The sequence below is a fragment of the Duganella vulcania genome (genome assembly GCF_009857655.1).
GTDB lineage: Bacteria > Pseudomonadota > Gammaproteobacteria > Burkholderiales > Burkholderiaceae_D > Rugamonas > Rugamonas vulcania.
On the sequence record NZ_WWCX01000065.1, the window covers coordinates 1 to 21,890 of the forward strand.

A 21,890-nucleotide genomic window follows, 5' to 3' on the forward strand; every position below is an offset into this window, starting at 1 on the left:
CACGCCCAGCACCAGCCGCTCGGCGAAGTTGCGCAGTTCGCGCACGTTGCCCGGCCACTCGGCCGCCTGCCATTGCGCCATCTGCTGCGCGCTCCACTGCGGCAGCGGGCGGCGGTAGCGGGCGGCCGCGTCGGCGGTGAAGTGGGCCAGCAGCAGCGGAATGTCGTCGCGCCGGTCGCGCAGGCGCGGCAGCTCGATGCTGACCACGCTGAGCCGGTAGTACAGGTCTTCGCGGAACTGGCCCTGCGCGCTCAACTGTAATAGATCAAGTTTGGTGGCGGCGACGATGGTGCAGTCCAGCGCGACGGTGTCGTTGGCGCCCAATCTTTCCAGCCGCCGTTCCTGCAATACGCGCAGCAATTTGACCTGCAAGGCCATCGGCATGCTTTCGATCTCGTCGAGGAAGACGGTGCCGCCCTGCGCGTACTCCAGCTTGCCGATGCGGCGCTTTTGCGCACCGGTGAAGGCGCCCGCTTCGTGGCCGAAGATTTCGCTTTCAAACACCGATTCCGGCAGCGCGCCGCAGTTGATGGCGACGAAGTTGCCCTTGCGTCCGCTGGCGGCGTGCAGCAGGCGGGCTGCCACTTCCTTGCCGGTGCCGGTCTGGCCGTTGATCAGCACGTCCACGCCGACCGGGGCGATGTTGCGGATCAGGACTTTCAACTGTTCGATAGCGGCCGAGCGGCCGACCAGGTCCGGCATGTCGGGATGCCGGGCGCGGTCGCTGCGCAGCTGGCGGTTTTCCAGCACCAGCCGGCGGCGCTCCTGCGCGCGGCGCACCGCGTCCAGCAGGCGCTCGGCCGCGAACGGTTTTTCGATGAAGTCGTAGGCGCCGCTGCGCATCGCCGACACCGCCATCTCGACGTCGCCGTGGCCGGTGACGACGATGACCGGCAGTTCCGCATCCAGCGCGGCGGCCTGCGCCAGCAGCTCCAGGCCGGAGCGGCCCGGCAGGCGCACGTCGGTGACGATCACGCCGGGATAGTCGGCACGCAGCAGCGCCAGCGCTTCCTCGGCGCTGGCGCAGGCCTGCACGCTGAAGCCGCCCAGTTCCAGCGTCTGGCTGGTGGCCAGGCGCAGCGCGGCTTCGTCTTCGATCAAGATTGCCTGCACTTCAAGTCCCCTCGGTTTGCAGCGGCAGGCGCAGCTCGAAGCGCGCGCCGCCGCCGGTTGGATTATGCGCCGTCAGCTGGCCGTTCATGGCCTGCACGATGGACGACGAGATCGCCAGCCCCAGGCCCAGTCCCTTGCCGGACGGCTTGGTGGTGAAGAATGGTTCGAACAGGTGCGCCACCACCTGCTCGGGTATGCCGGCGCCGCTGTCGCTGATGCTGACCAGCGCGCAGGCGCCTTCGCGTTCCAGGCGGATGGCCACTTCGCGCCGCTCGGCCGTCTCGACCGCGTCGAGCGCGTTGCGCAGCAGGTTGATCAACACTTGTTCGATGCGCACGCTGTTGCCGGTCACCTTCAGGCCGTCGGTCACGGCGATGTCCAGCGCGACGGCGTGGCGGCGGAATTCGCTCTCCAGCAAGAACGCCGAGGCGCGTACCGAGACCGCCAGGTCGACCACGGCCACCGTCTCGTCCTTGCGCGCGAAGCCCTTGAGCTGGCCGATGATGGCGCCCATGCGTGCGCTGGCTTCGCTGATGTGGCCGAGGTTGCCCTCGACCTGCGCGCCCTGCCCGCGCTCCAGGAACACGCGGGCGTTGTCGGCGAAGGCGCGGATCGCGGCCAGCGGCTGGTTCAGTTCGTGGGTGATGCCGGCCGCCATCTGGCCCAGCATCGCCAGCTTGCCTGCCTGGACCAGTTCGTTCTGCGTGGAGCGCAGCAGGTGTTCGGTCTCCTGCAACTTGGCGTACTTGCTTTCCAGATGCTGGTTGGTGGTGCGCAGTTGCTGCGTGCGTTCGACGATCTTGTCGTCCAGCTCGGCGGCGGCCTGGCGCAGCGCGGCGGCCGAGGCCATGCGTTCTTCCATGCGGCGGCGGCGCTGGTGCAGCGCCCAGCTCGACACGGCCGCGCAAGCCTCCAGCAGCGCCGCCGCCGCCGCCCACTGCATGCCGGTGCGCAGCACGCGCTGCTGGGCGGGGAACAGCATCAGCTCCCAGCCCAGCTGGCCGACCGGCTGCGTGACGAACAAATCGGGGTGCCCTTTCAGCGGCGTGACTTTCTGGCCGGTGTATTGCTGGGTGTGCGCGAGGTGGCGCTCGGTGGCCGCGTCCAGCGCGTGCAGGCTGCGGTAGATCCAGTCCGGACGGTTGCTGAGGAAGATGACGCCGGAACTGTCGGCCAGCACGATGGCGTCGTCGCTGCTGCGCCAGGTGCGTTCGAAGTCGGCCAGGCTGATCTTCACGGCCACCACGCCGGCGACCGGGCCGCCTGCCGTGCCGTTGCGGTACACGGGCTGGGCGATGAAGTAGCCGGCCTCGCTGGTGCTGGTGCCGATGCCGTAGAAGCGCCCCGCCCTGCCGTGCAGCGCGGCGTCGAAGTAGGGACGGTAGGAGAAATTCTTGCCGACGAAGCCCAGCGGCTGGTTCCAGTTGCTGGCGCCGATGGTCAGGCCGTCGCGGTCCATCACGTAGATGGCGCCGACCTTGGCCTGCTGCTGGATGGTTTGCAGTGTGCTGTTGAGGCGGGTGATGGCCGGCGCATCGGACGGATGCGCCAGCGCTTCGATCAGGTCGGGCTGGAAGCCCAGCACGAACGGCAGGGTTTCATATTTTTGCAGCAGCGACTGCAGGTCCGGCGCCATCAATTGCAGTTGGCGCTGGCCCTGCTGCCGCAGTTCCTCGCGCGCGCGCCAGGTGCCGGCCAGGTAGGAGCCGGCGATCAGGCCCAGCGCGCAGGCAAAGGTGACGACAAACAGCAGCAGGTTTTTTTGGGCACGCATGGGCAGATTCTACTGCACCCGCTCAGTCCACCGCCGCCATGCGCATCTCGTCGTTGTGGTGGCGCTGCTGTTCCTCCATCACCAGCTGGCCCAGCTCGCGCTTGAGGGCGTTGAACTCGGCGGCGGACGGGTCGCGCAGGCGCGGCAGGTCCACCATCATGTCGCGCTTGACGGTGCCGGGGCGGTAGGTCATCACGACGATGCGGTCGGCCAGGTAGATCGCTTCCTCGATGCTGTGAGTGACGAAGATGATGGTCTTCTTCAGCTCGGCCCAGATGCGCAGCAGTTCATCCTGCAGGTTGCGGCGGGTCAGCGCGTCCAGCGCGCCGAACGGTTCGTCCATCAGCATGATCGGCGAATCGAGCGCCAGCACGCGGGCGATGGCCACCCGCTGGCGCATGCCGCCGGACAGGTCTTTCGGGAAGCGGTGCTTGAAGTCGCCCAGCGACAGCATGCCCAGCAATTGATCGACCTTGGCCGCGATCTCCGCCTGCGGCATGCCCTTGATTTCCAGGCCGAAGGCGATGTTTTTTTCCACCGTCATCCACGGAAACAGCGCGTACTCCTGGAACACCATGCCGCGTTCCGGGCCGGGGCCGGTGACCAGCTTGTTGTCGGCGGTGATGGTGCCGGACGACGGCAGCGAGAAGCCGGCGATGGCGTTCAGCAACGTGGACTTGCCGCAGCCCGAGGGCCCCAGCAGGCAGACGAACTGGCCTTGCGGGATCTCCAGGTTGATGTCCTTGAGGGCGATCACTTCGCGGCTGTCGGTCTTGAAGACCTTGTTGACGGCGTTGACTTCGATATGGGTCATGTCAGTTCTCCAGGCCGCGGTGCCAGCGCAGCAAATGATTGTTCAGTTTGTTCATGCCGACGTCGATGACCAGGCCCAGCAGGCCGATACTGATCATGCCGGCGATGATTTTGTCGGACCAGAAGTATTCGCGCGCTTCGAGGATGCGGAAGCCCAGGCCGTTGTTCACGGCGATCATCTCGGACACGATGACCACGATGAAGGCGGTGCCGATGCCGATGCGCACGCCGGACAGGATGTAGGGCACGGCGGCCGGCAGCATCACGCGGACGAACATGGTGCGCTGGCTCACGCCCAGGTTGCGGGCGGCGCGGATGTAGATGCCGTCCACCTGGCGCACGCCGGCGATGGTGTTGACCAGCACCGGGAAGAACGCACCCAGCGCGATCAGGAACACGGCCGGCGCGTTGCCCAGCCCGAACCACAGGATGGCCAGTGGAATGTAGGCGATCGGCGGAATCGGCCGCAGCACCTGCATCAGCGGATTGAACCACGCGTACATGCGCTGGCTCGATCCCATCAGCAGGCCCAGCGGCAGCGCCAGGCCGGCGCCGATGGCGAAGCCGACCACCACACGGTACATGCTGCTGAAAGTGTCGCCCAGCAGTTCGCCGGACAGAGCCCAGGCCAGCCACGACTGCGTGGCCGGATCGTAGGCGGTCAGCGGCAACAGATATTCGATCCACTTGTGCACCACCGCGAACGGCGACGGCAGCACCTGCGGATTGACCCAGCCCAGCATGGCGCTGGCTTGCCACAGGGCGACGATAACGATGGGCACGACCGCACCCGAGGCGGCTTGCCGCCAGTCTTGCTTGCTCATGGTGAGTCTCCGTGGTTATTTAATATTGAGGCTTTTCTTGGCCGCTTCCAGCAGGTCGGTCTTGACCCAGTCCTTGGCCACCGGCGCGGAGCGCATCTTGCCGGTGCCGTGCTTGGCCATCACGTCGGTGGTGATCTGGATGTGCTCGGGCGTGATGTCGTAGCTGTACGGCGAATTGCTGATGGCGTCGTCGAAGTCGTCCTTGGTGATCTGGTTCTTGAAGATCACCTCGCGCACGTATTTCTCGGCCACCGGCTTGTTGTCGATGAACAGCTTGGTGGCCTGCACGAAGCAGGTCATGAACTTGGCGGCTGTGGCGCGGTGCTCCTTGTAGAACTTCTCGCTCATCACCATCGTGCGCACCGGCGCGCCGATCGGCGTGTCATACGGCTTCATCACCTCCACGCCGTAGCCTTTGTTGATGGCCTGCGAGGATTGCGGTTCGCTCTGCATGATGGCGTCGAGGTTCTTGCCCATCAGCGCCTGGTTCAGGTCGGCAAACGCCAGGAAGATCAGCTGTACGTCCTTGCCCGGCTGGTCGGAGGCGGTCAGGCCGGCCTGGGCCAGCTCGGCGATCAGCAGCACCTCGTGGATGCCGCCGCGCGTGACGCCAACTTTCTTGCCCTTCAAATCCTTGATCGACTTGATGTTGCTGTCGGGACGGGCGACCAGGCGGGCGCCGCCCTTGGCGAAGCCGGCCACGACGTAGATCGGCGCGCCGTTGGCACGGCCGGAGATGGCCGCCTCGGAGGCGGTGGCGCCGACGTCGAGCTCGCCGGCCAGGATGGCTTGCATCACGTCCGGGCCCTTGGCGAAGACGTGCTCTTCCACCTTGATGCCGCACTTGGGCGCGATTTCCTTGATGTACGAGACGGCGCCGTAGTGGGCGAACTTGAGGTTGCCGAGGCGGACCACTTCCTGCGCTTGCGCGCCCGTGGCGGCGGCCAGCGCGAGGGCCAGCGATAACAGACGGAACTTGGACATGCGTGTCTCCTTTGCGGTTGTAGTTACCGGGAGACAATGCAGCTTCCGTGCCAAGCACGGGCTGCGGTTCAAGTCATTGATTTTTAAGGGATGACGTGCGCGGCGCGCGGCGCTTCAGGCGGAAATCCGCATGAACCGGGCGTGGCTTATGCGGAAATCCGCCAGCTTAGCTGCACAGGCCGAAGGCCTTGCGGTCGGCGAAGTAGCGGTAGGTGAAGGTGCGCATCGGGTACTTGGTCAGCGCGATCTCGAAGGCGGGCGGCACCACGTCGAAGCGTTCCGGCAGCTTCTCCTTCACGCGCAGGCGCACGCGCCAGATCGTATCGTCGCTGGTGGCGCCGGCCACCAGCATATCGGGCACCTTGGGAATCACGTCGACGATTTCCGGCCGCGAGTTGGTGGCGCGCTGGTAGAAGCTGACCAGTTCCGCCTTGGCCAGCACCGGCCCCTTCGGCGCGGTGACATGATATTCGCGGCTGAGGAACAGGGCGCGCTCACCGCGCGGCACCAGGTAGACAAAGGTGAACTCGGCGCCGCCGTCCGGCAGCGTGACCGGCGGCGTGGTCGACACGCTGATCCCGCGCGGCAGATCGTAGCGCGAGCCTTCCTGCCAGGTCGTGCATTCCGGCGTCTTGGCCATGTAGACATCGACCGGCGTGAACGAATCGCCGCAAGCGGCCAGCAGCAGGGGCAAAACGAGGAGTGCGGAATGACGCAGGCGCATGGGATACCGGATACTTGTAATTGGAAGCCTCTAGTTTAACAGGCGACGCGTCGTTCCCGCGCAGGCGGGAGCGACGACGGGGTGCAATAAAAAGGGCCGCATCGCTGCGGCCCTTGGTTGCGTCTATGCGGTGGTTACCACATGATCACGCGGTCTTTTGGTTCCAGGTACATCTTGTCGCCTGGCTTCACGTTGAAGGCGTCGTAGAAGCCTGGCTGGTTGCGCATCGGGCCGTTGGCGCGGAACTGGCCTGGCGAGTGCGGGTCGGTCTTGAGCTGCACAATCTGCTGCGCTTCACGCATCTTCAGGCGCCACACTTGCGCAAAGCCCATGTAGAAGCGCTGGTCGCCGGTCAGGCCGTCGATCACCGGCGCTTCCTTGCCACCCAGCGACAGCTTGTACGCCTTGTACGCGATCGCGATGCCGCTGTTGTCGGCGATGTTCTCGCCCAGCGTCAGCTCGCCGTTGACGTGGTAGCCAGGCAGCGGGCTGAACTGGTTGTACTGCTCCACCAGCATCTTGGTCTTGGCCGCGAAGTTCTTGTGGTCCGCAGCGGTCCACCAGTCGCGCAGGTTGCCGTCGCCGTCGTACTGGGCGCCCTGGTCGTCGAAGCCGTGGCTGATTTCGTGGCCGATCACGCCGCCGATGGCGCCGTAGTTGACCGCGTCGTCCGCATCAGCATTGAAGAACGGTGCCTGCAGGATCGAGGCCGGGAACACGATCTCGTTCATTTCCGGGTTGTAGTAGGCGTTGACGGTTTGCGGCGTCATACCCCACTCTTCGCGGTCGATCGGCTTGCCCAGCTTGGCCAGTTCCTTGTTGTACTCGAACTCGCGCGAACGCAGCACGTTGCCAACCAGGTCGTCCTTGGACACCACCAGCTTGCTGTAGTCGCGCCAGTGGTTCGGGTACGCGATCTTGGTGGTGAACTTGGCCAGCTTCTCCTGCGCCTGTTTCTTGGTGACCGGGCTCATCCAGTCCAGCTGGTCGATGCTGGTCTTGTATGCGGCCAGCAGGTTGTTCACCAGCGTCTGCATGCGCGCCTTGCGCTCGGCCGGGAAGTTCTGCTCGACGTAGATCTTGCCGACGGCTTCGCCCAGCGCGCCTTCGGTCACGGACACGCCGCGCTTCCAGCGTGGGCGCTGTTCGGTCACGCCGCTCAGCACGGTGCCGTAGAAGGCGAAGTTCTCGTCGACGTAGGCCTTGCTCAGGTAAGGCGCGCTCGATTGCAGCAGGTGCCAGCGGAAGTAGGCCTTCAGCGTGTCGAGCTGGGTCTTGGCCAGCAGCGCGGTCATGCCCTTCAGGTAGCTAGGCTGGCCGACGATCACGTAGTTGACCTTGCCCTTCACGCCGGCGTCCGCCAGGTAGGCGTTCCAGTCGTAGCCCGGCGCGACCTTGCCCAGCTTGGCGATGTCGACCTTGTTGTAGGCCTTGACCGGGTCGCGCAGTTCGACCTTGGTCCATTGCAGCTTGGCCAGTTCTTTTTCGAATTCTACGATGGCGTGCGCGGTGACGGCGCCGTGGGCGTCGCCAGCCATGGTCAGCATCTTGGCCACGTGCAGCTCATACTTGGCCAGCGCCTCGGCCATCTTCTTGTCGTCCGCTTTCAGGTAGTAGTCGCGGTCCGGCAGGCCCAGGCCGTCCTGGCCCAGGTCGACCACGTACTTGGTCGAATCCTTGTTGTCCTGGTGGATGCCGTAGCCGTACGGCGCGGTCACGCCGATCTTGTTCAGGTGGGCGATCAGCGCCGGCAGCTGCTTCTTGTTGTTCACGGCGTCGATCTTGGCCAGTTCCGCGTTCAGCGGGGTCAGGCCCAGCTGTTCCAGTTTGGCTTCATCCATGAAGCTGGCGTAGAAGTCGCCGATGCGTTGCGCTTCAGGGCCGCCGGCCTGGTTGGCGGCGGCGCCTTCGATGATGGCGCGCAGTTGCGGCTGGATGTCGTCGCGCAGCTTGGCGAAGCTGCCCCAGCTGGCCTTGTCGGCCGGGATTTCAGTCGTGGCCAGCCATTTGCCGTTCATGTGGGTGAACAGGTCGTCCTGCGCGCGTACCGCTGGATCGATGTATTCCACCGCGATGCCGGAGACTGGCTTGGCGTTTGCTACTTGGGCGCTGGCCGGGGCTACACTTGTGGTGTTGTCGGCGGCACCCGCCAGGCCTGCGATCAGGCTCAGGGTCAATGCACTTACGAGATGACGTTTCACGAAATTATCCTCTTGATTGTATAAAGGCCAATCCACGGTGTTTGGCCCTGTTGCGCTTTATATCACAGTGCCGCAATGGCATAAAGTCTTACCACATGATGACGCGGTCTTTTGGCGCCAGATACATTTTATCGCCGGGTTTTACGCCAAAAGCGTTGTAAAAACCCGGCTGATTGCGCACTGTGCCGTTGGCACGGAACTGGTCCGGCGAGTGCGGATCGGATTTGAGGTAAACGATTTGCTGGGCGTCGCGGATCTTGCTGCGCCACACCTGGCCAAAGCCCATGTAGAAGCGCTGCTCGCCGGTCAGGCCGTCGATCACCGGCGACGGCTGGCCGTTCAGCGAGATCAGGTAGGCCTTGAGCGCGATCGCCGCGCCACTGTTGTCGGCGATGTTCTCGCCCAGGGTCAGCTCGCCGTTGACGTGGTAGCCCTTGAGCGGACTGAAGGCGTTGTACTGCTTGACCAGCATCTTGCTCTTGGCCGCGAAGTTCTTGTGGTCGGCCTTGGTCCACCAGTCGCGCAGGTTGCCGTCGCCGTCGTACTGGGCGCCCTGGTCGTCGAAGCCGTGGCTGATCTCGTGGCCGATCACCGCGCCGATGGCGCCGTAGTTGACCGCGTCGTCGGCGTCGGCGTTGAAGAACGGCGGCTGCAGGATGGCGGCCGGGAACACGATCTCGTTCAGCTCCGGGTTGTAGTAGGCGTTGATGGTCTGCGGCGTCATGCCCCATTCGTCGCGGTCGACCGGCTTGCCGAGCTTGTTCACTTCCTTGTTGTAGTCGAAGGCGCGCGAGCGCTGGACATTGCCCACCAGGTCATCCCTGGCCACCACCAGCGGCGAGTAGTCGCGCCACTTGTTCGGATAGCCGATCTTGACCATGAACTTGGCCAGCTTGGCCCGCGCCTGTTCCTTGGTGGCCGGGCCCATCCAGTCGAGCGTGTCGATGCTCTGCTTGAAGGCCGCCAGCAGGTTCTGCACCAGCGCCTCCATGCGCGCCTTGCGCTCGGCCGGGAAGTGCTGCTCGACGTACAGCTTGCCCAGGCTCTCGCCCAGCGCGCCGTCGGTGGCGTTGACCGCGCGCTTCCAGCGCGGCTCCTGTTCCTTGATGTCGCCCAGCACGGTGCCGTAGAAGGCGAAGTTCTCCTTCGCGAAATCCTTCGACAGGTAGGGCGCGCTGGCGTGGATCACCTGCCAGCGGAACCAGGCTTGCCAGGTGGCCAGCGGGGTCTTGTCCAGCAGCTTGTTGAAGCCGGTGATGAAGCTGGGCTGGCTGACGATCACGTAGTCGACCTTGCCGGCGATGCCGGTGTCGTTGAGCCAGGTGGTCCAGTCGTAGCCCGGCGCCAGCTTGGACAGCTTGGCCAGCGGCACCTTGTTGTAGGCCTTGACCGGATCGCGCAGCTCGACCTTGGTCCACTGGATTTTGGCCAGCTCGGTCTCCAGCGCCACGATGGCCCTGGCGTCGGCCGCCGGGTTGGCGTTGCCGGCCAGCGTCAGCATGCTGGTCACGTGCTGCTGGTACTTGGCCAGCGTGTCGGCCATCTTCTTGTCCGACTTTTTCAGGTAGTAGTCGCGGTCGGGCAGGCTCAGGCCGTCCTGCACCAAGTCGGCCACGTACCTGGTCGAATCCTTGTTGTCCTGGTGGATGGCGAAGCCGTAGGGCGCGGTCACGCCGTAACGGTTGAAGTGCGCGATCAGGGCCGGGATGTCCTTCTTGTCCTTGAGCGCGGCCACGCGGTCCAGGTCGGCGCGCAGCGGGGTCAGGCCCAGCTGTTCGAGCTTGGCCTCGTCCATATAGCTGGCGAAGAAATCGCCGATGCGCTGGGCATCCGAGCCGGGCGTCTTGTTCGGATCGGCGGCGGCCGCCTCGATGATGGCGCGCAGTTGCGGCTTGGTGTCGTCGTCGAGTTTTTCAAACGAGCCCCAGCTCGACTTGTCGGCCGGGATTTCCGTCTTGGCCAGCCACTTGCCGTTCAGGTTGAGGAAAAAATCGTCCTGCGGCCGGACCGCCGCGTTGATACCGTCGAGCTCGACGCCCGAACTTTTTTGCTGCGCCTGGACGCCGGCCGAAGCCAGCAGCGCCAGCATCAGCGCGCTTAACAAATGTGCTTTCAAGACTCTCTCTCCTGTAACGGGGGTGGGGTCAAGTCTGGCATTCGGACACGAGCTCTGCTGTATGCGCCGTCTACAGCAGAGCTCGTGTCCGAATGCCAGACTTGACCCCAAGTTGTACAACGATAACAAAAAGACCACATGCAGTGGCCTTTTTGTGTTTTTTTCCCGCGGTTAAGCGCTTACCAGATGATCACGCGCTGTTCCGGCGCAACATACATCTGGTCGCCCGGCTTGACGCCGAACGCTTCGTAGAAGCCCGGCTGGTTGACCATGGTGCCGTTGGCGCGGAACTGGCCCGGCGAGTGCGGGTCGGTCTTGATCAGCATGATCTGCTGCTCGTCGCGCGTCTTGCTGCGCCATACCTGCGCAAAGCCCATGTAGAAACGCTGGTCGCCCGTCAGGCCGTCGATCACCGGCGCTTCCTTGCCGCCCAGCGACAGCTTGTACGCCTTGTACGCGATCGCCACGCCGCTGTTGTCAGCGATGTTCTCGCCCAGGGTCAGCGCGCCGTTGACGTGGTAGCCCTTGATCGGGCTGTAGCCGTCGTATTGCTTGACCAGGGCGTCGGTCTTGGCCTTGAAGTTGGCGCGGTCTTCCTTGGTCCACCAGTCGCGCAGGTTGCCGTCGCCGTCCGACTGGCTGCCCTTGTCGTCGAAGCCGTGGCTGATCTCGTGCCCGATCACCGCGCCGATGGCGCCGTAGTTGACCGCGTCGTCGGCCTTGGCGTCGAAGAACGGCGGCTGCAGGATGGCGGCCGGGAACACGATCTCGTTCATCGTCGAGTTGTAATACGCGTTGATGGTCTGCGGCGTCATGCCCCATTCTTCGCGGTCGATCGGCTTGCCCAGCTTGTTGATCATGCGCTGGTGGCTGAACACCGAGGCGCGCATGGCGTTGCCCACCAGGTCGCCCTTGACGATGGCCAGCGACGCGTAGTCGCGCCATTTGTTCGGGTAGCCGATCTTGGGCGTGAACTTGGCCAGCTTGGCTTGCGCCTGCTGCTTGGTTTCCGGACTCATCCAGTCCAGCGTGTCGATGCTGCTCTTGTACGCGGCCAGCAGGTTCTTGACCAGCTCTTCCATGCGCGCCTTGCGCTCGGGCGGGAAGTACTGGCCCACGTACAGCTTGCCCAGCACTTCGCCCAGGCTGTTCTCCACCAGGCCCACCGCCGATTTCCAGCGCGGCGGCTTGACCGCCACGCCGGTCAGCACGGTGCTGTAGAAATCGAAGTTGGCGTCGGCGAAGTCCTTCGACAGGTAGGGCGAGGCGCGGCGCAGCAGCTGCCATTCGAAGTAGGATTTCCAGGTCGCCAGGTCGGTCTTGTCCAGCGCGGTGTTGAAGCCGCCCAGGTAGCCCGGCTGGTTGACGATGACGTAGTCGATCTTGTTGGCCACGCCGGCCGCCGCCAGCGCGTGCTGCCAGTCGTAGCCCGGCGCCAGCTCGGCCAGCTTGGCGATCGACATCTTGTTGTAGCGCTTGACCGGATCGCGGTTCTCGACCTTGCTCCATTGCGCCTCGGCCAGCGCGGTCTCCAGCGCGACCACGGCCTTGGCGCTGGCGGCGGCGTGCTTGTCGCCGCCCAGCGCCAGGATCTTGGCCACATGCGCTTCGTATTTGACCAGCGTGCCGGCCAGCTTGGCGTCGTCCTTCTTCAGGTAGTAGTCGCGGTCCGGCAGGCCCAGGCCGCTTTGCGAGATGCCGACCGCGTATTTGGTCGATTCGCGCGCGTCCTGGCTCACGTACAGGCCGTACGGCGTGCCGACGCCGATCTCGCCCAGGTGGGCGATCAGCATCGGGAAGGCTTTCTTGTCCTTGATCGCGCGGATGCGGTTGAGCTCGCCTGCCAGCGGCTTCACGCCCAGCGACTCCAGCTTTTTCTCGTCCATGAAGCTGGCGTACATATCACCGATCTTCTGGGCGTCGCTGCCGGCCTTGCGGGTCTTGTCGGCCTCGGCCGCCTCGATGATGGCGCGCAGCTGCGGCAGCACGTCGTCGCGCAGCTTGGCGAAGGTGCCCCAGCTGGACTTGTCTTCCGGGATCTGCGCGGTCTTCAGCCAGCCACCGTTCAGGTAGCGGTAGAAGTCGTCTTGCGGACGCACGCCGGCGTCGATGTATTGGGTGTCGATGCCGGACACCGGGGCGGTGTCGGCGGCGCCGGCGAAGGCGGTCATCAGGCTCAGGGTCAGCGCGCTCAGCACATATCGTTTCACTGCGTTTCCTTCTTGGTCAGAATTTCATTTCGTATTTGACGCTCCAGACGACGTACGTCTGGTTGGTCGTGTTGGCCAGTTGTGCCAGGCCGTTGGCGGTCACGATATTACTACCGAGCGCGTCCTCCGCCATCAGATTATTGGCTGAAATGCGGATTTGATGGTGTGAACTGTATTTCCAGAGCGCATAGGCGTCGAACGAGCGCTTGCGGCTGGTGGTCACGACCTGCTCGGCGCTGCTCTGGATGATGGTGGCCGGCGTCCAGTTCAGGCTGGCGCCCAGGGTCAGCGGCACCGGTTTCAGGCGCCAGTCCAGGCCGGCGTTGGCGGTCTGCTTCGGTTGCGCGTCGAGCCGGTTGTCGGGGCCGGGGATGCCGTCCACGCTGGACCAGAAGCGGCTGTAGTTGGAACGGAAATCAATCGCCGGGCCGCCCGCGATCAGTTCCTGCAGCTGCAGCTTGGCCTCCAGCTCGATGCCCTTGGTGCGCGCGTGGCCGATGTTGGCCGGCGTCGACACCCAGCGCGGGCCGGTCGGCGTGTTTTGCAGGGTCAGCTCGCGGCGGATCAGGTCCTTGATGTCGCGCACGAAGCCGCCGGCCGTGACGATGCCGCCGCGGCCCAGGTAGTGCTCGTACGCGAAGTCGAGGCCGGTCGCCAGCTCGGGCTTCAGGTCGGGGTTGCCGGTGCGGTCGGGCCGGGTGGCGCTGTTGAGCCGCGACAGCGACGGCAAGGCGATCAGGTCCTGGATGTTGGCGGCCTTGTAGCTCTTGGTCAGGCTGGCGCGGACCTGGTCCTTGTCGTGGCCGGGAATGCGGTAGACGCCGTGCAGCAGCGGGCTCAGCACGCTACTGGTGTTGCTGATGTCCTGGCCGGCGCGGCTGCTGGTGGTGCGGATGCCCTCCCAGCGCAGGCCGGCGTAGCCCGACCATTGCTGGCTGATGTCCCACTCGTCCTGCGCGAACACGGCCAGGCGGCGGGTGTCGGCGCTCAGGTTGTCGCCGGCATCGCCGTACTGCGAGACGCCGTTCTTGTCGAGCGAGGTCTTGGTCTCGACGCGGTGGCCCAGCTCGATATCCCAGCCGGCCGCCAGCGCGTGTTCCTTGCCGATCGGCGTGGTGTACTTGCCGCCGGTGCTGGCGCTGCGGTCGCGCACGGTGGCGTCGTCGCTGTAGCGCTGCAGCAGGTTGCCGGCGTTGTCGTACTGGTAGCGCAGCGAGTCGCTGTCGCTGTGGCCGGCGCCGAAGCCGAACTTGACGTCCAGCTTGGACGCGCCCGCCAGCTTGTGCACCCAGTTGCCGAAGCCGCGCAGGAAGGTCGATTCCGCATGGCTGCCGGTCAGCGCCAGGTTGTACTCGGGCGGCTGCAGCAGGGCCGGCGGCACCAGGCCGAAGTTCTGCGCCAGGTCGCTGCGCGCGGTGCTGTCGCTGCGGTTGACCATCAGGAAAGGCTGGAAGTTCAGCGTGTCGCCGTTGTCGAACTTGTACGACAGGCGCGGCGTCAGGTGCAGGCCGCGCGTCGTGCGCTTGGTCTGGTCGAGCACGTTCTGGTCCTTGAGCACCACGCCGTCGTCGCGGGTGTCGCGGTTATAGGTTTCGGCCTGGTCGTGCTGGCGGTTCTCGAAGACCGAGCCGGTCAGCAGCCAGGTCAGGCTGCCGGTCTTGCCCGGCACCGTCAGCGAGACGTTGGGCGCGTGGCGGCCCTGCTCGATGTTGTCGGTGAGCTTGAGCTGCTTGTCCTTCTGCTGGTAGCCGTCGCGCAGGATGATGTTGATGGTGCCGGCGATGGCGCGCGTGCTGTGCTCGGCGACCGGGCCGCGCATCACCTCGACGCGCTCGACCTGGTCGGGCGACAGCGATTCCATCGAGAAGCCGGCCGGCGGCCGTTCGCCGTTCAGCAGCACCTGGGTGTAGCCGCTGCCCATGCCGCGCATGCGGACGTCGCCGCCGCGGCCGGGGCGGCCGCCGAGGGTCACGCCGGGCAGGCGCTTGAGGACGTCGCCGAGATTGCTGTCGCCGTTACGGTCGAGCTCCTCGCGGCCGTAGACCTGCTTGCCGGCCACCGAGTTGCGGCGCTCGTCCATGTCGCTGGCGCGGCCGCCGCTGATGGTGACCTGCGGCACCGGCTTGCCGTCCGGCCCCAATGCCGGCTTGGCGGGCGTGGCGTCGGTTTGTGCGTGGACTTCGGAGGCGCCCAACAGGACCAGGCAGGCGAGGGAGATCAGTTTGCTCATAGGCTGCACATTCTACCGGCAGCCCCGCTGGCCAAAAGGGCTAGCGCCCGATTTTTACTTTACGATACACACCGCCGCTCAGCCGCCTCCGCCCGGCAGGCTGATGCTGGCGCCGCCGGGGCCGCCAATGCTGCCGCCCATGCCACCCACGCCACCCATGCCCTTGCGGCCGCCGCGATGCTGCTCGCCGCCCTCCTGCTTGTGCGGCATGGCGCCGTTGTGGGCACCGGAGTCCGGCACGCGCTGCAGCTGCTCGGCCACCAGCTGCACCACCGCCTGGCGTTGCGTTTCATCCAAGGCATCGTTGACGGTCAGCCACCATTCGCGCAGCAGCTTTTCTTCCAGCGCGCTGGCGGTGGTTTCCTCGTCCACCGTCTTGGCCAGGTCGCGCAGCTCGACATTGGCGCCCTGCACGCCGGCCAGCGTGGCCGCCTGCAGGCGCTCGCGGCGGGCCTGGCGCTCGCGCAGCAGGTTGCGGGTCCTGGTTTCGGTCTGCTGCCACAGGGTCTGCTGGTTGGCGTTGAGGTTGAGCGATTTTTTCAGCTCGGCCGCCATTGGCAGCATGTCCTCGGCGCGGATGTCCATGACAGGCACCGCGTGGGCCGGCAGCAGGGCCGCGCTTAGCGCCAGCGCGACGGCCAGGCGCTGCAACGTGGAAGAGAAGTTAAGACGCATGTCGGCTCCGTAGATAAAAAAAAGCCTGCGCTTGGGGCGCAGGCGAAAACCACTTCAGGGTAGAGAGAATTACGAGTTCAGTGTAGGTCGCACCTCCCGCCGTTACAGGACTTCTTACAATTGCTTACGGTCGTGAGCGTGATAGATACACTGCGTACAAAACAGCAAAATTGACGTACCGCCAAGCGGGCGCTGGTGTGCTTCAAATGTCAACGCCAGGCGTTGTAAATTCTCGTAAAGGTATAAATCATTTCGCGATGGCTACCATGTTTGCCGAGAATCAGGTTTATACTCGACTCAAGCGCGTTGAGGCGGGATGGCCCGCCGGCGACGGCTGCCGGCAACAGTTCGATAGGTGAAACATGGGCAAGAAATTAAAGAATTCTGGATTGGTCGGGCTGGGCGTGGTGGCCGGCATTGCGATCTCGCTGCAGTTTTCCGCCATGGCGCAAAAGCCGGTGGACCCGCCACTGCCGCTGGAGGAACTGCGCCAGCTGGCCGACGTGTTCGGCCTGATCAAATCCGACTACGTCGAAAAGGTCGAGGACAAGAAGCTGCTGACCGAAGCCATCTCCGGCATGGTCGCCTCGCTGGACCCGCACTCCGCCTACCTGGACAAGAAAGCCTACGCCGAACTGCGTGAAGGTTCGCAGGGCAAGTTCGTCGGCCTGGGCATCGAGATCGGCCAGAGCGAGGACGGCTATATCAAGATCGTCGCGCCGATCGAGGACTCGCCGGCCTGGCGCGCCGGCATCAAGGCGGGCGACCTGATCTCGCGCCTGGACAGCACGCCGGTCAAGGGCCTGAGCCTGGACGAGTCGATCAAGAAGATGCGCGGCGAGCCGCACACCAAGGTCAGCATGACGGTGCTGCGCAAGGGCGAGGCCGAGCCGCTGGTGTTCAACATCACGCGCGAGGAGATCCACCAGAAGAGCGTCAAGGGCAAAATGGTCGAGCCCGGCTATGCATGGCTGCGCATCTCGCAGTTCCAGGAGCCGACCGTGGACGACCTGGCCGCCAAGATTGTCGAACTGTACAAACAGGACCCGAACATCAAGGGCCTGGTGCTGGACCTGCGCAACGATCCGGGCGGCGTGCTGCAAGGCGCGATCGGCGTGGCGGCGGCCTTCCTGCCCAAGGACGCGGCCATCGTCTCGACCAACGGCCAGCTGCCGGACTCCAAGCAGATCTTCTACGGCCGTCCCGAATACTACGCGCTACGCAACGACGGCGACGCGCTGTCCAAGCTGCCGGCCGCGGTCAAGCAGGTGCCGATGGTGGTGTTGGTCAACACCGGCTCGGCCTCGGCGTCGGAAATCGTCGCCGGCGCGCTGCAGGACTACAAGCGGGCCGACATCGTCGGCACCCAGACCTTCGGCAAGGGTTCGGTGCAAACCATCCGCCAGCTGACCGCCGACACCGCCGTCAAGCTGACCACGGCGCGCTACTACACGCCGAACGGCCGCTCGATCCAGGCCAAGGGCATCGTGCCCGACCTGGCGGTGGACGAGAACGCCGACGGCGACGGCCTGAACGCGCTGCGCACCCGCGAGGCCGACCTCGACAAGCACCTGAGCAACGACCGCGACCAGGAAATCGCCAAGAGCAAGCGCGACGAGCTGGAAGAACAGCTGCGCATCGTGGCGCTGGAGAAGAAACGCAAGCCGCTGGAATACGGCAGCGCCGACGACTTCCAGCTGGCGCAGGCGCTCAACCACCTGAAAGGGTTGCCGGTGCAGCTGGCCAAGCCCGAGACCACCGTGGTGAAGGCGGAGGTCGAGGTCAAGAAGGATCTGGCCATCAAGAAGGAACTGGCCAAGAAATAAGCGGTTTTCACCACCGAATTCAGCGGCGCCTCAAGGGCGCCGCTTTTATTTTCGCCGAACGTGCAGTCATTGTGTAGAATTTGCGTCATTACTGGCGCACGCCATTGCTTAATTTGAAAGTTTAACCATGAAACAAGCGGTCATCAGCGGTACCGGTCTCTTTACGCCAGCCCAGTCGATCTCCAACGAAGAGCTGGTGGAATGCTTCAACGCCTACGCCGGGCAGTTTAACGCCGACAACGCCGCCGCCATCGCGGACGGCACCGTCACGGCGCTGGAAATGTCCAGCGTGGCCTTCATTGAAAAGGCGTCCGGCATCAAGTCGCGCTACGTGATGGAGAAGAGCGGCATCCTGGACCCGGCCCGCATGGTGTCGCGCATCCCCGAGCGCGCGGACGAGGAGCTGTCGCTGCAGGCGGAAATCTGCGTGGCGGCGGCGCGCCTGGCGCTGGACCGCGCCGGCCGCGTGCCGGCCGATATCGACATGGTGCTGGTGGCCTGCTCCAACATGCAGCGCGGCTACCCGGCGATGGCGGTCGAGGTGCAGGGCGCGCTGGGCATCGAGGGCTACGGCTTCGACATGAACGTGGCCTGCTCGTCGGCCACCTTCGGCATCCAGCAGGCGGTGGCGGCGGTGCAGAGCGGCCAGGCGCGCGCGGTGCTGGTGCTCAATCCTGAAATCACCAGCGGCCACCTGAACTGGCGCGACCGCGACAGCCACTTCATCTTCGGCGACGCCTGCACGGCGATGGTGATCGAGGCGGCCGACACGGCCAAGGGCGCGCACCGCTGGGAGATCGTCGAGACCAAGCTCAAGACCAGCTTCTCCAACAACATCCGCAACAACTTCGGCTTCCTGAACCGCTTCGACGAATCGGGCATCGGCCAGCCGGACAAGCTGTTCCGCCAGCAGGGCCGCAAGGTGTTCAAGGACGTGTGCCCGATGGCCGCCGACATGATCAAGTCCACCATCGCCAGCGCCGGCCTGGAAGTGCCGCAGGTGAGCCGCTACTGGCTGCACCAGGCCAACCTGAACATGAACCTGCTGATCAGCCGCATGGTGCTGGGCCGCGACGCCGAGCCGGGCGAGGCGCCGGTGATCCTGGACACCTACGCCAACACCTCGTCGGCCGGTTCGGTGATCGCCTTCCACAAATACTCGGACGACATGGCGCCCGGCCAGCTGGGCGTGATCTGCTCCTTCGGCGCCGGCTACTCGATCGGCTGCGTGGTGGTGCGACGGATCTAATCAGGCACCGGCGACGCAGTCGTCCAGTTCCCGCTCGACGGCCGCGAATGCGGCCGTTGTCGTTTCAGGGCCGGCGGCGGTGGCCTGGACGGACACGAAGCTCAGGTTCTTCAAGCCTATCGTCGGCAGCAGCGCTTTGAGGTAGGGTTCGAGGAAGTCGGGCTGGCGGGCGCGCTCGCCGCTGCGGTAGCCGCCGGAGCTGACGGCGATGTACACCGGACGATCCGCCAGCGTGCCGGCCTTGCCCTCCGGCGTGACGTTGAAGGTGACGCCGATACGCACCACATGGTCCAGCCAGGCCTTCAGCACCGACGGCACCGTGAAGTTGTGCATCGGCGTGGCGATGACCACGTAATCGGCGTCGCGCAATTCGGCGATCAACCGCTCCGACAGCGCATGCGACGACACGGCGCGCCCATTGCCCACTCGCGCGCCGCCGCCCAGCGCCGCCGCATACGCGCCGTCGATATGCGGCAGGGGCTCGGCGCACAGGTCGCGCGTGACGATCTGCGCGGCGGGGTGCCGCGTCAGAAGACGGTCCATCACGCGCTGGGACAGCCGGTAGCTCACCGATTGCTCCCCGCGCGGGCTGCATGTGATGTGCAGGATCTTCATGCCGCACCCGCTTTCAGGAATTTACCGAAGCGCATCGCGCCGGTCAGCAACCCCTCGCGGAAGTAGAAGCGCTGCGCCAGCGCGTTCGCCATGCCCGTGTCGAGCACCAGCTTGACGCATTCCGCGCGCTCCGCGTAAGCCGTCAAGCGCTCCAGCAGCCGCGCGCCCCAGCGCCGGCCGCGCATCTTCTCGTCGGCCACCAGATCGTCGACGTACAGGAAGCGGCCGTACACCAGGTTCTCCTCCAGGCGATATCCGGCCAGCGCCACCACTTCGCCCTCGTCCCACGCGGCCAGGATGCGGTAGCCCTGCCCGCGCATGCGCGTCACGCGGGCGACGAATTCGTCCTCGGTCGCCAGGTGCGGGCGCAGTTGCTTCATCACGGGATAGCAGGCGCGCAGCTGCTCCGGCGTTTCCACATCCTTCAGTTGGTCGTCCATGCTTGCTCCTTTTAAAACGCAATCTTATGGCGCCAATGGCATAATCCACAGAGCCATAAAACGACATCCCGACTAGGCCATGAAAACCAAGCCCGATTTCCTCCAGCTCGACGACGATGCCGCCGAACCGCTCTACCGGCAGATCTACATCCGCTTCCGCAACGCCATCGCCGACGGCCTGCTGCTGCCGGAGGCCCGCATCCCGTCGGCGCGCGCGCTGGCGCTGGAACTGGGCCTGGCGCGCGGAACGGTCGAAGCGGCCTACTCGCTGCTGGTGGCGGAAGGCTATGTGGAGACACGCGGCCAGGCCGGCACGGTGGTCACGCCTGCGCTGGCGCGCCATGCGGCGACGGCGATGCCGGCGACGCCTTCCGCGCGCGCCCGCAAGCAGCCCGCCAGCGCATCGCCAGCAACGGTATCGGCGAACCGTCCCTTCCAAATGGGCTTGCCGGCGCTGGACGCGTTTCCGCGCAAGGTGTGGGCGCGGCTGGCGGCGCGCGCCGTCCGCGCCACGCAGTCCGACGACATGGCCAGCCCGCCCTTCTTCGGCGAGCCGGCGCTGCGCGCGGCCATCGCCACCTATCTGAGCCTGTCGCGCGGCATCCAATGTTCGCCGTCGCAGGTGTTCATCACCTCCGGCTACCGCAACACGCTGGAGCTGATCACGCGCGCCCTGCTGCAACCCGGCGACAGCGTGTGGGTCGAGGATCCGGGCTTCCCGCCCACCAGCGAACTGCTCACGCATGCCGGCATGAAGCTGGCCCCGGTTGCGGTCGACGCGGAAGGCCTGGTGGTATCGCACGGCGTGGCCACGGCGCCGCGCGCCAGGGCCGCCGTCGTCACGCCGGCGCATCAATGCTCATTGTGCGTATCGCTGTCGCTGCCGCGCCGCCTGGCGTTGCTGGACTGGGCCGCGCAGGCCGACGCCTGGATCGTCGAAGACGACTACGACGGCGAATACCGCTACGCCAGCCGCCCGCTGCCGGCGCTGCAAAGCCTGGACCGCGATGGCCGCGTGCTGTACGCCGGCACCTTCAGCAAGGTGCTGTTCCCGGCGCTGCGGCTGGCCTACCTGGTGGTGCCGCCGGCGCAGGTGCTGCGCTTCGAACAGGTCAGCCAGACCTTCGGCGGCGGCGGGCCTGTCCTGACACAGACCATCGTCAGCGACTTCATGAACGAAGGCCACTTCGCCCGCCACATCCAGCGCATGCGCCGCCTGTACGCGGAACGCCGCCAGATCGCGGCGCAAGGCCTGGACGCGGTGCTGGGCAAGCACCTGCACATCGATCCGCAGCCAGGCGGCATGCACCTGATCCTGCGCATGAAGGGCCGCCACACCGACCGCGCCCTGGCCGAACGCATGCGGCAAGACGGCATGGCGGCCCTGGCGCTGTCCGAACGCACGGTGCTGCCGCATGCCGCGTCGGCGCTGCTGCTGGGCTTCACCAACATCGACACGCCGCAGCGGGCGCGCGAACTGGGCAAGCGGATACTCCGGCTGCTTTGAACATGGCCTAGCCGGATAACCCATTCTTGGCTCTTCACGACTGATCCATGCGGCGGCAGAATGACGCCATTCGCAACCAGCCAGGGAATAGTCATGAGCAAGCGCATCGAAGTATTCAAGCATGCCCCGGAGGCCTACAAGGGCTTCACCGCCGTCAAGCACTACGTGCAAACCTGCGGCCTGCCGGCCGAACTGGTGGAACTAGTCTACCTGCGCGTATCGCAGATCAACAACTGCGCCTTCTGCATCGACATGCACACGCGCGACCTGCTGAACCAGGGCGTCCGGATCGACAAGGTGGCGCTGGTGCAGGTGTGGGAAGAAGCGGCCGCGCTGTTCAGCGACAAGGAGCGCGCTGCGCTGGCCTGGGCCGAGAGCGTGACCCGCGTCGACCAGACCAATGTGCCGGACAGCGACTATCAAAAGGCGATCGCTGTCCTGAGCGAGAAAGAACTGGCCGACGTGACGGTGGCCGTATCGCTGATGAACGCCTTCAACCGCTTCGGCGTCGCCACCCGCATGACACCGGCGGCACTGATCATGTGATCGGCGCGGGCATGATTGTGCTACGCTAGGGCTCCCCTACCCT

17 protein-coding genes are annotated in these 21,890 nt (G+C 65.3%); 4 read left to right on the top strand and 13 right to left on the bottom strand.

From position 1 onward, the window contains the following. The 11 genes from GTP90_RS25315 to GTP90_RS25365 form a co-directional block, all read right to left on the bottom strand. The coding region (locus GTP90_RS25315) for a sigma-54-dependent transcriptional regulator (protein WP_175048229.1) at positions 1-1,101 on the bottom strand (1,101 nt) is incomplete at its 3' end. 13 nt (positions 1,102-1,114) lie between these two features. Then, a complete protein-coding gene (locus GTP90_RS25320) occupies positions 1,115-2,887 on the bottom strand; it encodes a sensor histidine kinase (protein ID WP_161086133.1) in 1,773 nt (590 codons plus the stop codon). Between the two features lie 22 nt (positions 2,888-2,909). Next, a complete protein-coding gene (locus GTP90_RS25325) occupies positions 2,910-3,701 on the bottom strand; it encodes an ABC transporter ATP-binding protein (RefSeq protein WP_161086134.1) in 792 nt (263 codons plus the stop codon). A gap of 1 nt (position 3,702) precedes the next feature. Continuing rightward, on the bottom strand, positions 3,703-4,524 hold the full coding sequence (locus GTP90_RS25330) for an ABC transporter permease (RefSeq protein ID WP_161086135.1): 822 nt from the start codon (positions 4,522-4,524) through the stop codon (positions 3,703-3,705). A 15-nt stretch (positions 4,525-4,539) separates the two neighbouring features. Next, complete coding sequence (locus tag GTP90_RS25335) at positions 4,540-5,508, bottom strand: ABC transporter substrate-binding protein (protein WP_161086136.1); 969 nt, start codon at positions 5,506-5,508, stop codon at positions 4,540-4,542. A gap of 166 nt (positions 5,509-5,674) precedes the next feature. Beyond that, positions 5,675-6,232 carry a hypothetical protein gene (locus GTP90_RS25340; RefSeq protein ID WP_161086137.1) on the bottom strand — a complete coding sequence of 186 codons (558 nt, stop codon included), beginning with the start codon at positions 6,230-6,232 and terminating at the stop codon, positions 5,675-5,677. A gap of 134 nt (positions 6,233-6,366) precedes the next feature. Next, positions 6,367-8,433 carry a M13 family metallopeptidase gene (locus GTP90_RS25345; protein ID WP_161086138.1) on the bottom strand — a complete coding sequence of 689 codons (2,067 nt, stop codon included), beginning with the start codon at positions 8,431-8,433 and terminating at the stop codon, positions 6,367-6,369. 88 nt (positions 8,434-8,521) lie between these two features. Further along, positions 8,522-10,522: a M13 family metallopeptidase gene (locus GTP90_RS25350; RefSeq protein WP_175048231.1), complete on the bottom strand. Its 2,001-nt coding sequence runs from the start codon at positions 10,520-10,522 to the stop codon at positions 8,522-8,524. Between the two features lie 206 nt (positions 10,523-10,728). Then, positions 10,729-12,720, bottom strand: a complete 1,992-nt coding sequence (locus tag GTP90_RS25355; RefSeq protein ID WP_175048232.1) for a M13 family metallopeptidase — start codon at positions 12,718-12,720, stop codon at positions 10,729-10,731. A gap of 55 nt (positions 12,721-12,775) precedes the next feature. Next, positions 12,776-14,989: a TonB-dependent receptor plug domain-containing protein gene (locus tag GTP90_RS25360; RefSeq protein WP_161086140.1), complete on the bottom strand. Its 2,214-nt coding sequence runs from the start codon at positions 14,987-14,989 to the stop codon at positions 12,776-12,778. A 78-nt stretch (positions 14,990-15,067) separates the two neighbouring features. After that, on the bottom strand, positions 15,068-15,664 hold the full coding sequence (locus GTP90_RS25365; protein WP_161086141.1) for a hypothetical protein: 597 nt from the start codon (positions 15,662-15,664) through the stop codon (positions 15,068-15,070). Positions 15,665-16,026: 362 nt separating this feature from the next. On the opposite strand from GTP90_RS25365, the gene GTP90_RS25370 reads away from it, so the two are divergent. After that, positions 16,027-17,490, top strand: a complete 1,464-nt coding sequence (locus GTP90_RS25370; RefSeq protein ID WP_161086142.1) for a S41 family peptidase — start codon at positions 16,027-16,029, stop codon at positions 17,488-17,490. A gap of 127 nt (positions 17,491-17,617) precedes the next feature. Beyond that, positions 17,618-18,739 carry a beta-ketoacyl-ACP synthase III gene (locus tag GTP90_RS25375; RefSeq protein ID WP_161086143.1) on the top strand — a complete coding sequence of 374 codons (1,122 nt, stop codon included), beginning with the start codon at positions 17,618-17,620 and terminating at the stop codon, positions 18,737-18,739. On the opposite strand, the gene GTP90_RS25380 is transcribed toward GTP90_RS25375, so the two are convergent. After that, positions 18,740-19,354, bottom strand: a complete 615-nt coding sequence (locus tag GTP90_RS25380) for an FMN-dependent NADH-azoreductase (protein WP_161086144.1) — start codon at positions 19,352-19,354, stop codon at positions 18,740-18,742. It abuts the gene before it with no gap. After that, positions 19,351-19,794 carry a GNAT family N-acetyltransferase gene (locus tag GTP90_RS25385; RefSeq protein ID WP_161086145.1) on the bottom strand — a complete coding sequence of 148 codons (444 nt, stop codon included), beginning with the start codon at positions 19,792-19,794 and terminating at the stop codon, positions 19,351-19,353. The genes GTP90_RS25380 and GTP90_RS25385 overlap by 4 nt, the downstream gene beginning before the upstream one ends. A gap of 79 nt (positions 19,795-19,873) precedes the next feature. On the opposite strand from GTP90_RS25385, the gene pdxR reads away from it, so the two are divergent. Next, on the top strand, positions 19,874-21,301 hold the full coding sequence (gene pdxR / locus GTP90_RS25390; protein WP_161086146.1) for a MocR-like pyridoxine biosynthesis transcription factor PdxR: 1,428 nt from the start codon (positions 19,874-19,876) through the stop codon (positions 21,299-21,301). Between the two features lie 93 nt (positions 21,302-21,394). After that, positions 21,395-21,847 carry a carboxymuconolactone decarboxylase family protein gene (locus GTP90_RS25395; RefSeq protein ID WP_161086147.1) on the top strand — a complete coding sequence of 151 codons (453 nt, stop codon included), beginning with the start codon at positions 21,395-21,397 and terminating at the stop codon, positions 21,845-21,847. Positions 21,848-21,890 lie beyond the last annotated feature (43 nt).

Bases quoted from the DNA above. Each gene is read 5' to 3' on its own strand.
- GTP90_RS25320 (WP_161086133.1), bottom strand. From the start codon at position 2,887: ATGCGTGCCCAAAAAAACCTGCTGCTGTTTGTCGTCACCTTTGCCTGC.
- GTP90_RS25325 (WP_161086134.1), bottom strand. From the start codon at position 3,701: ATGACCCATATCGAAGTCAACGCCGTCAACAAGGTCTTCAAGACCGAC.
- GTP90_RS25330 (WP_161086135.1), bottom strand. From the start codon at position 4,524: ATGAGCAAGCAAGACTGGCGGCAAGCCGCCTCGGGTGCGGTCGTGCCC.
- GTP90_RS25335 (WP_161086136.1), bottom strand. From the start codon at position 5,508: ATGTCCAAGTTCCGTCTGTTATCGCTGGCCCTCGCGCTGGCCGCCGCC.
- GTP90_RS25340 (WP_161086137.1), bottom strand. From the start codon at position 6,232: ATGCGCCTGCGTCATTCCGCACTCCTCGTTTTGCCCCTGCTGCTGGCC.
- GTP90_RS25350 (WP_175048231.1), bottom strand. From the start codon at position 10,522: ATGCTGGCGCTGCTGGCTTCGGCCGGCGTCCAGGCGCAGCAAAAAAGT.
- GTP90_RS25355 (WP_175048232.1), bottom strand. From the start codon at position 12,720: ATGACCGCCTTCGCCGGCGCCGCCGACACCGCCCCGGTGTCCGGCATC.
- GTP90_RS25360 (WP_161086140.1), bottom strand. From the start codon at position 14,989: ATGAGCAAACTGATCTCCCTCGCCTGCCTGGTCCTGTTGGGCGCCTCC.
- GTP90_RS25365 (WP_161086141.1), bottom strand. From the start codon at position 15,664: ATGCGTCTTAACTTCTCTTCCACGTTGCAGCGCCTGGCCGTCGCGCTG.
- GTP90_RS25370 (WP_161086142.1), top strand. From the start codon at position 16,027: ATGGGCAAGAAATTAAAGAATTCTGGATTGGTCGGGCTGGGCGTGGTG.
- GTP90_RS25375 (WP_161086143.1), top strand. From the start codon at position 17,618: ATGAAACAAGCGGTCATCAGCGGTACCGGTCTCTTTACGCCAGCCCAG.
- GTP90_RS25380 (WP_161086144.1), bottom strand. From the start codon at position 19,354: ATGAAGATCCTGCACATCACATGCAGCCCGCGCGGGGAGCAATCGGTG.
- GTP90_RS25385 (WP_161086145.1), bottom strand. From the start codon at position 19,794: ATGGACGACCAACTGAAGGATGTGGAAACGCCGGAGCAGCTGCGCGCC.
- pdxR (WP_161086146.1), top strand. From the start codon at position 19,874: ATGAAAACCAAGCCCGATTTCCTCCAGCTCGACGACGATGCCGCCGAA.
- GTP90_RS25395 (WP_161086147.1), top strand. From the start codon at position 21,395: ATGAGCAAGCGCATCGAAGTATTCAAGCATGCCCCGGAGGCCTACAAG.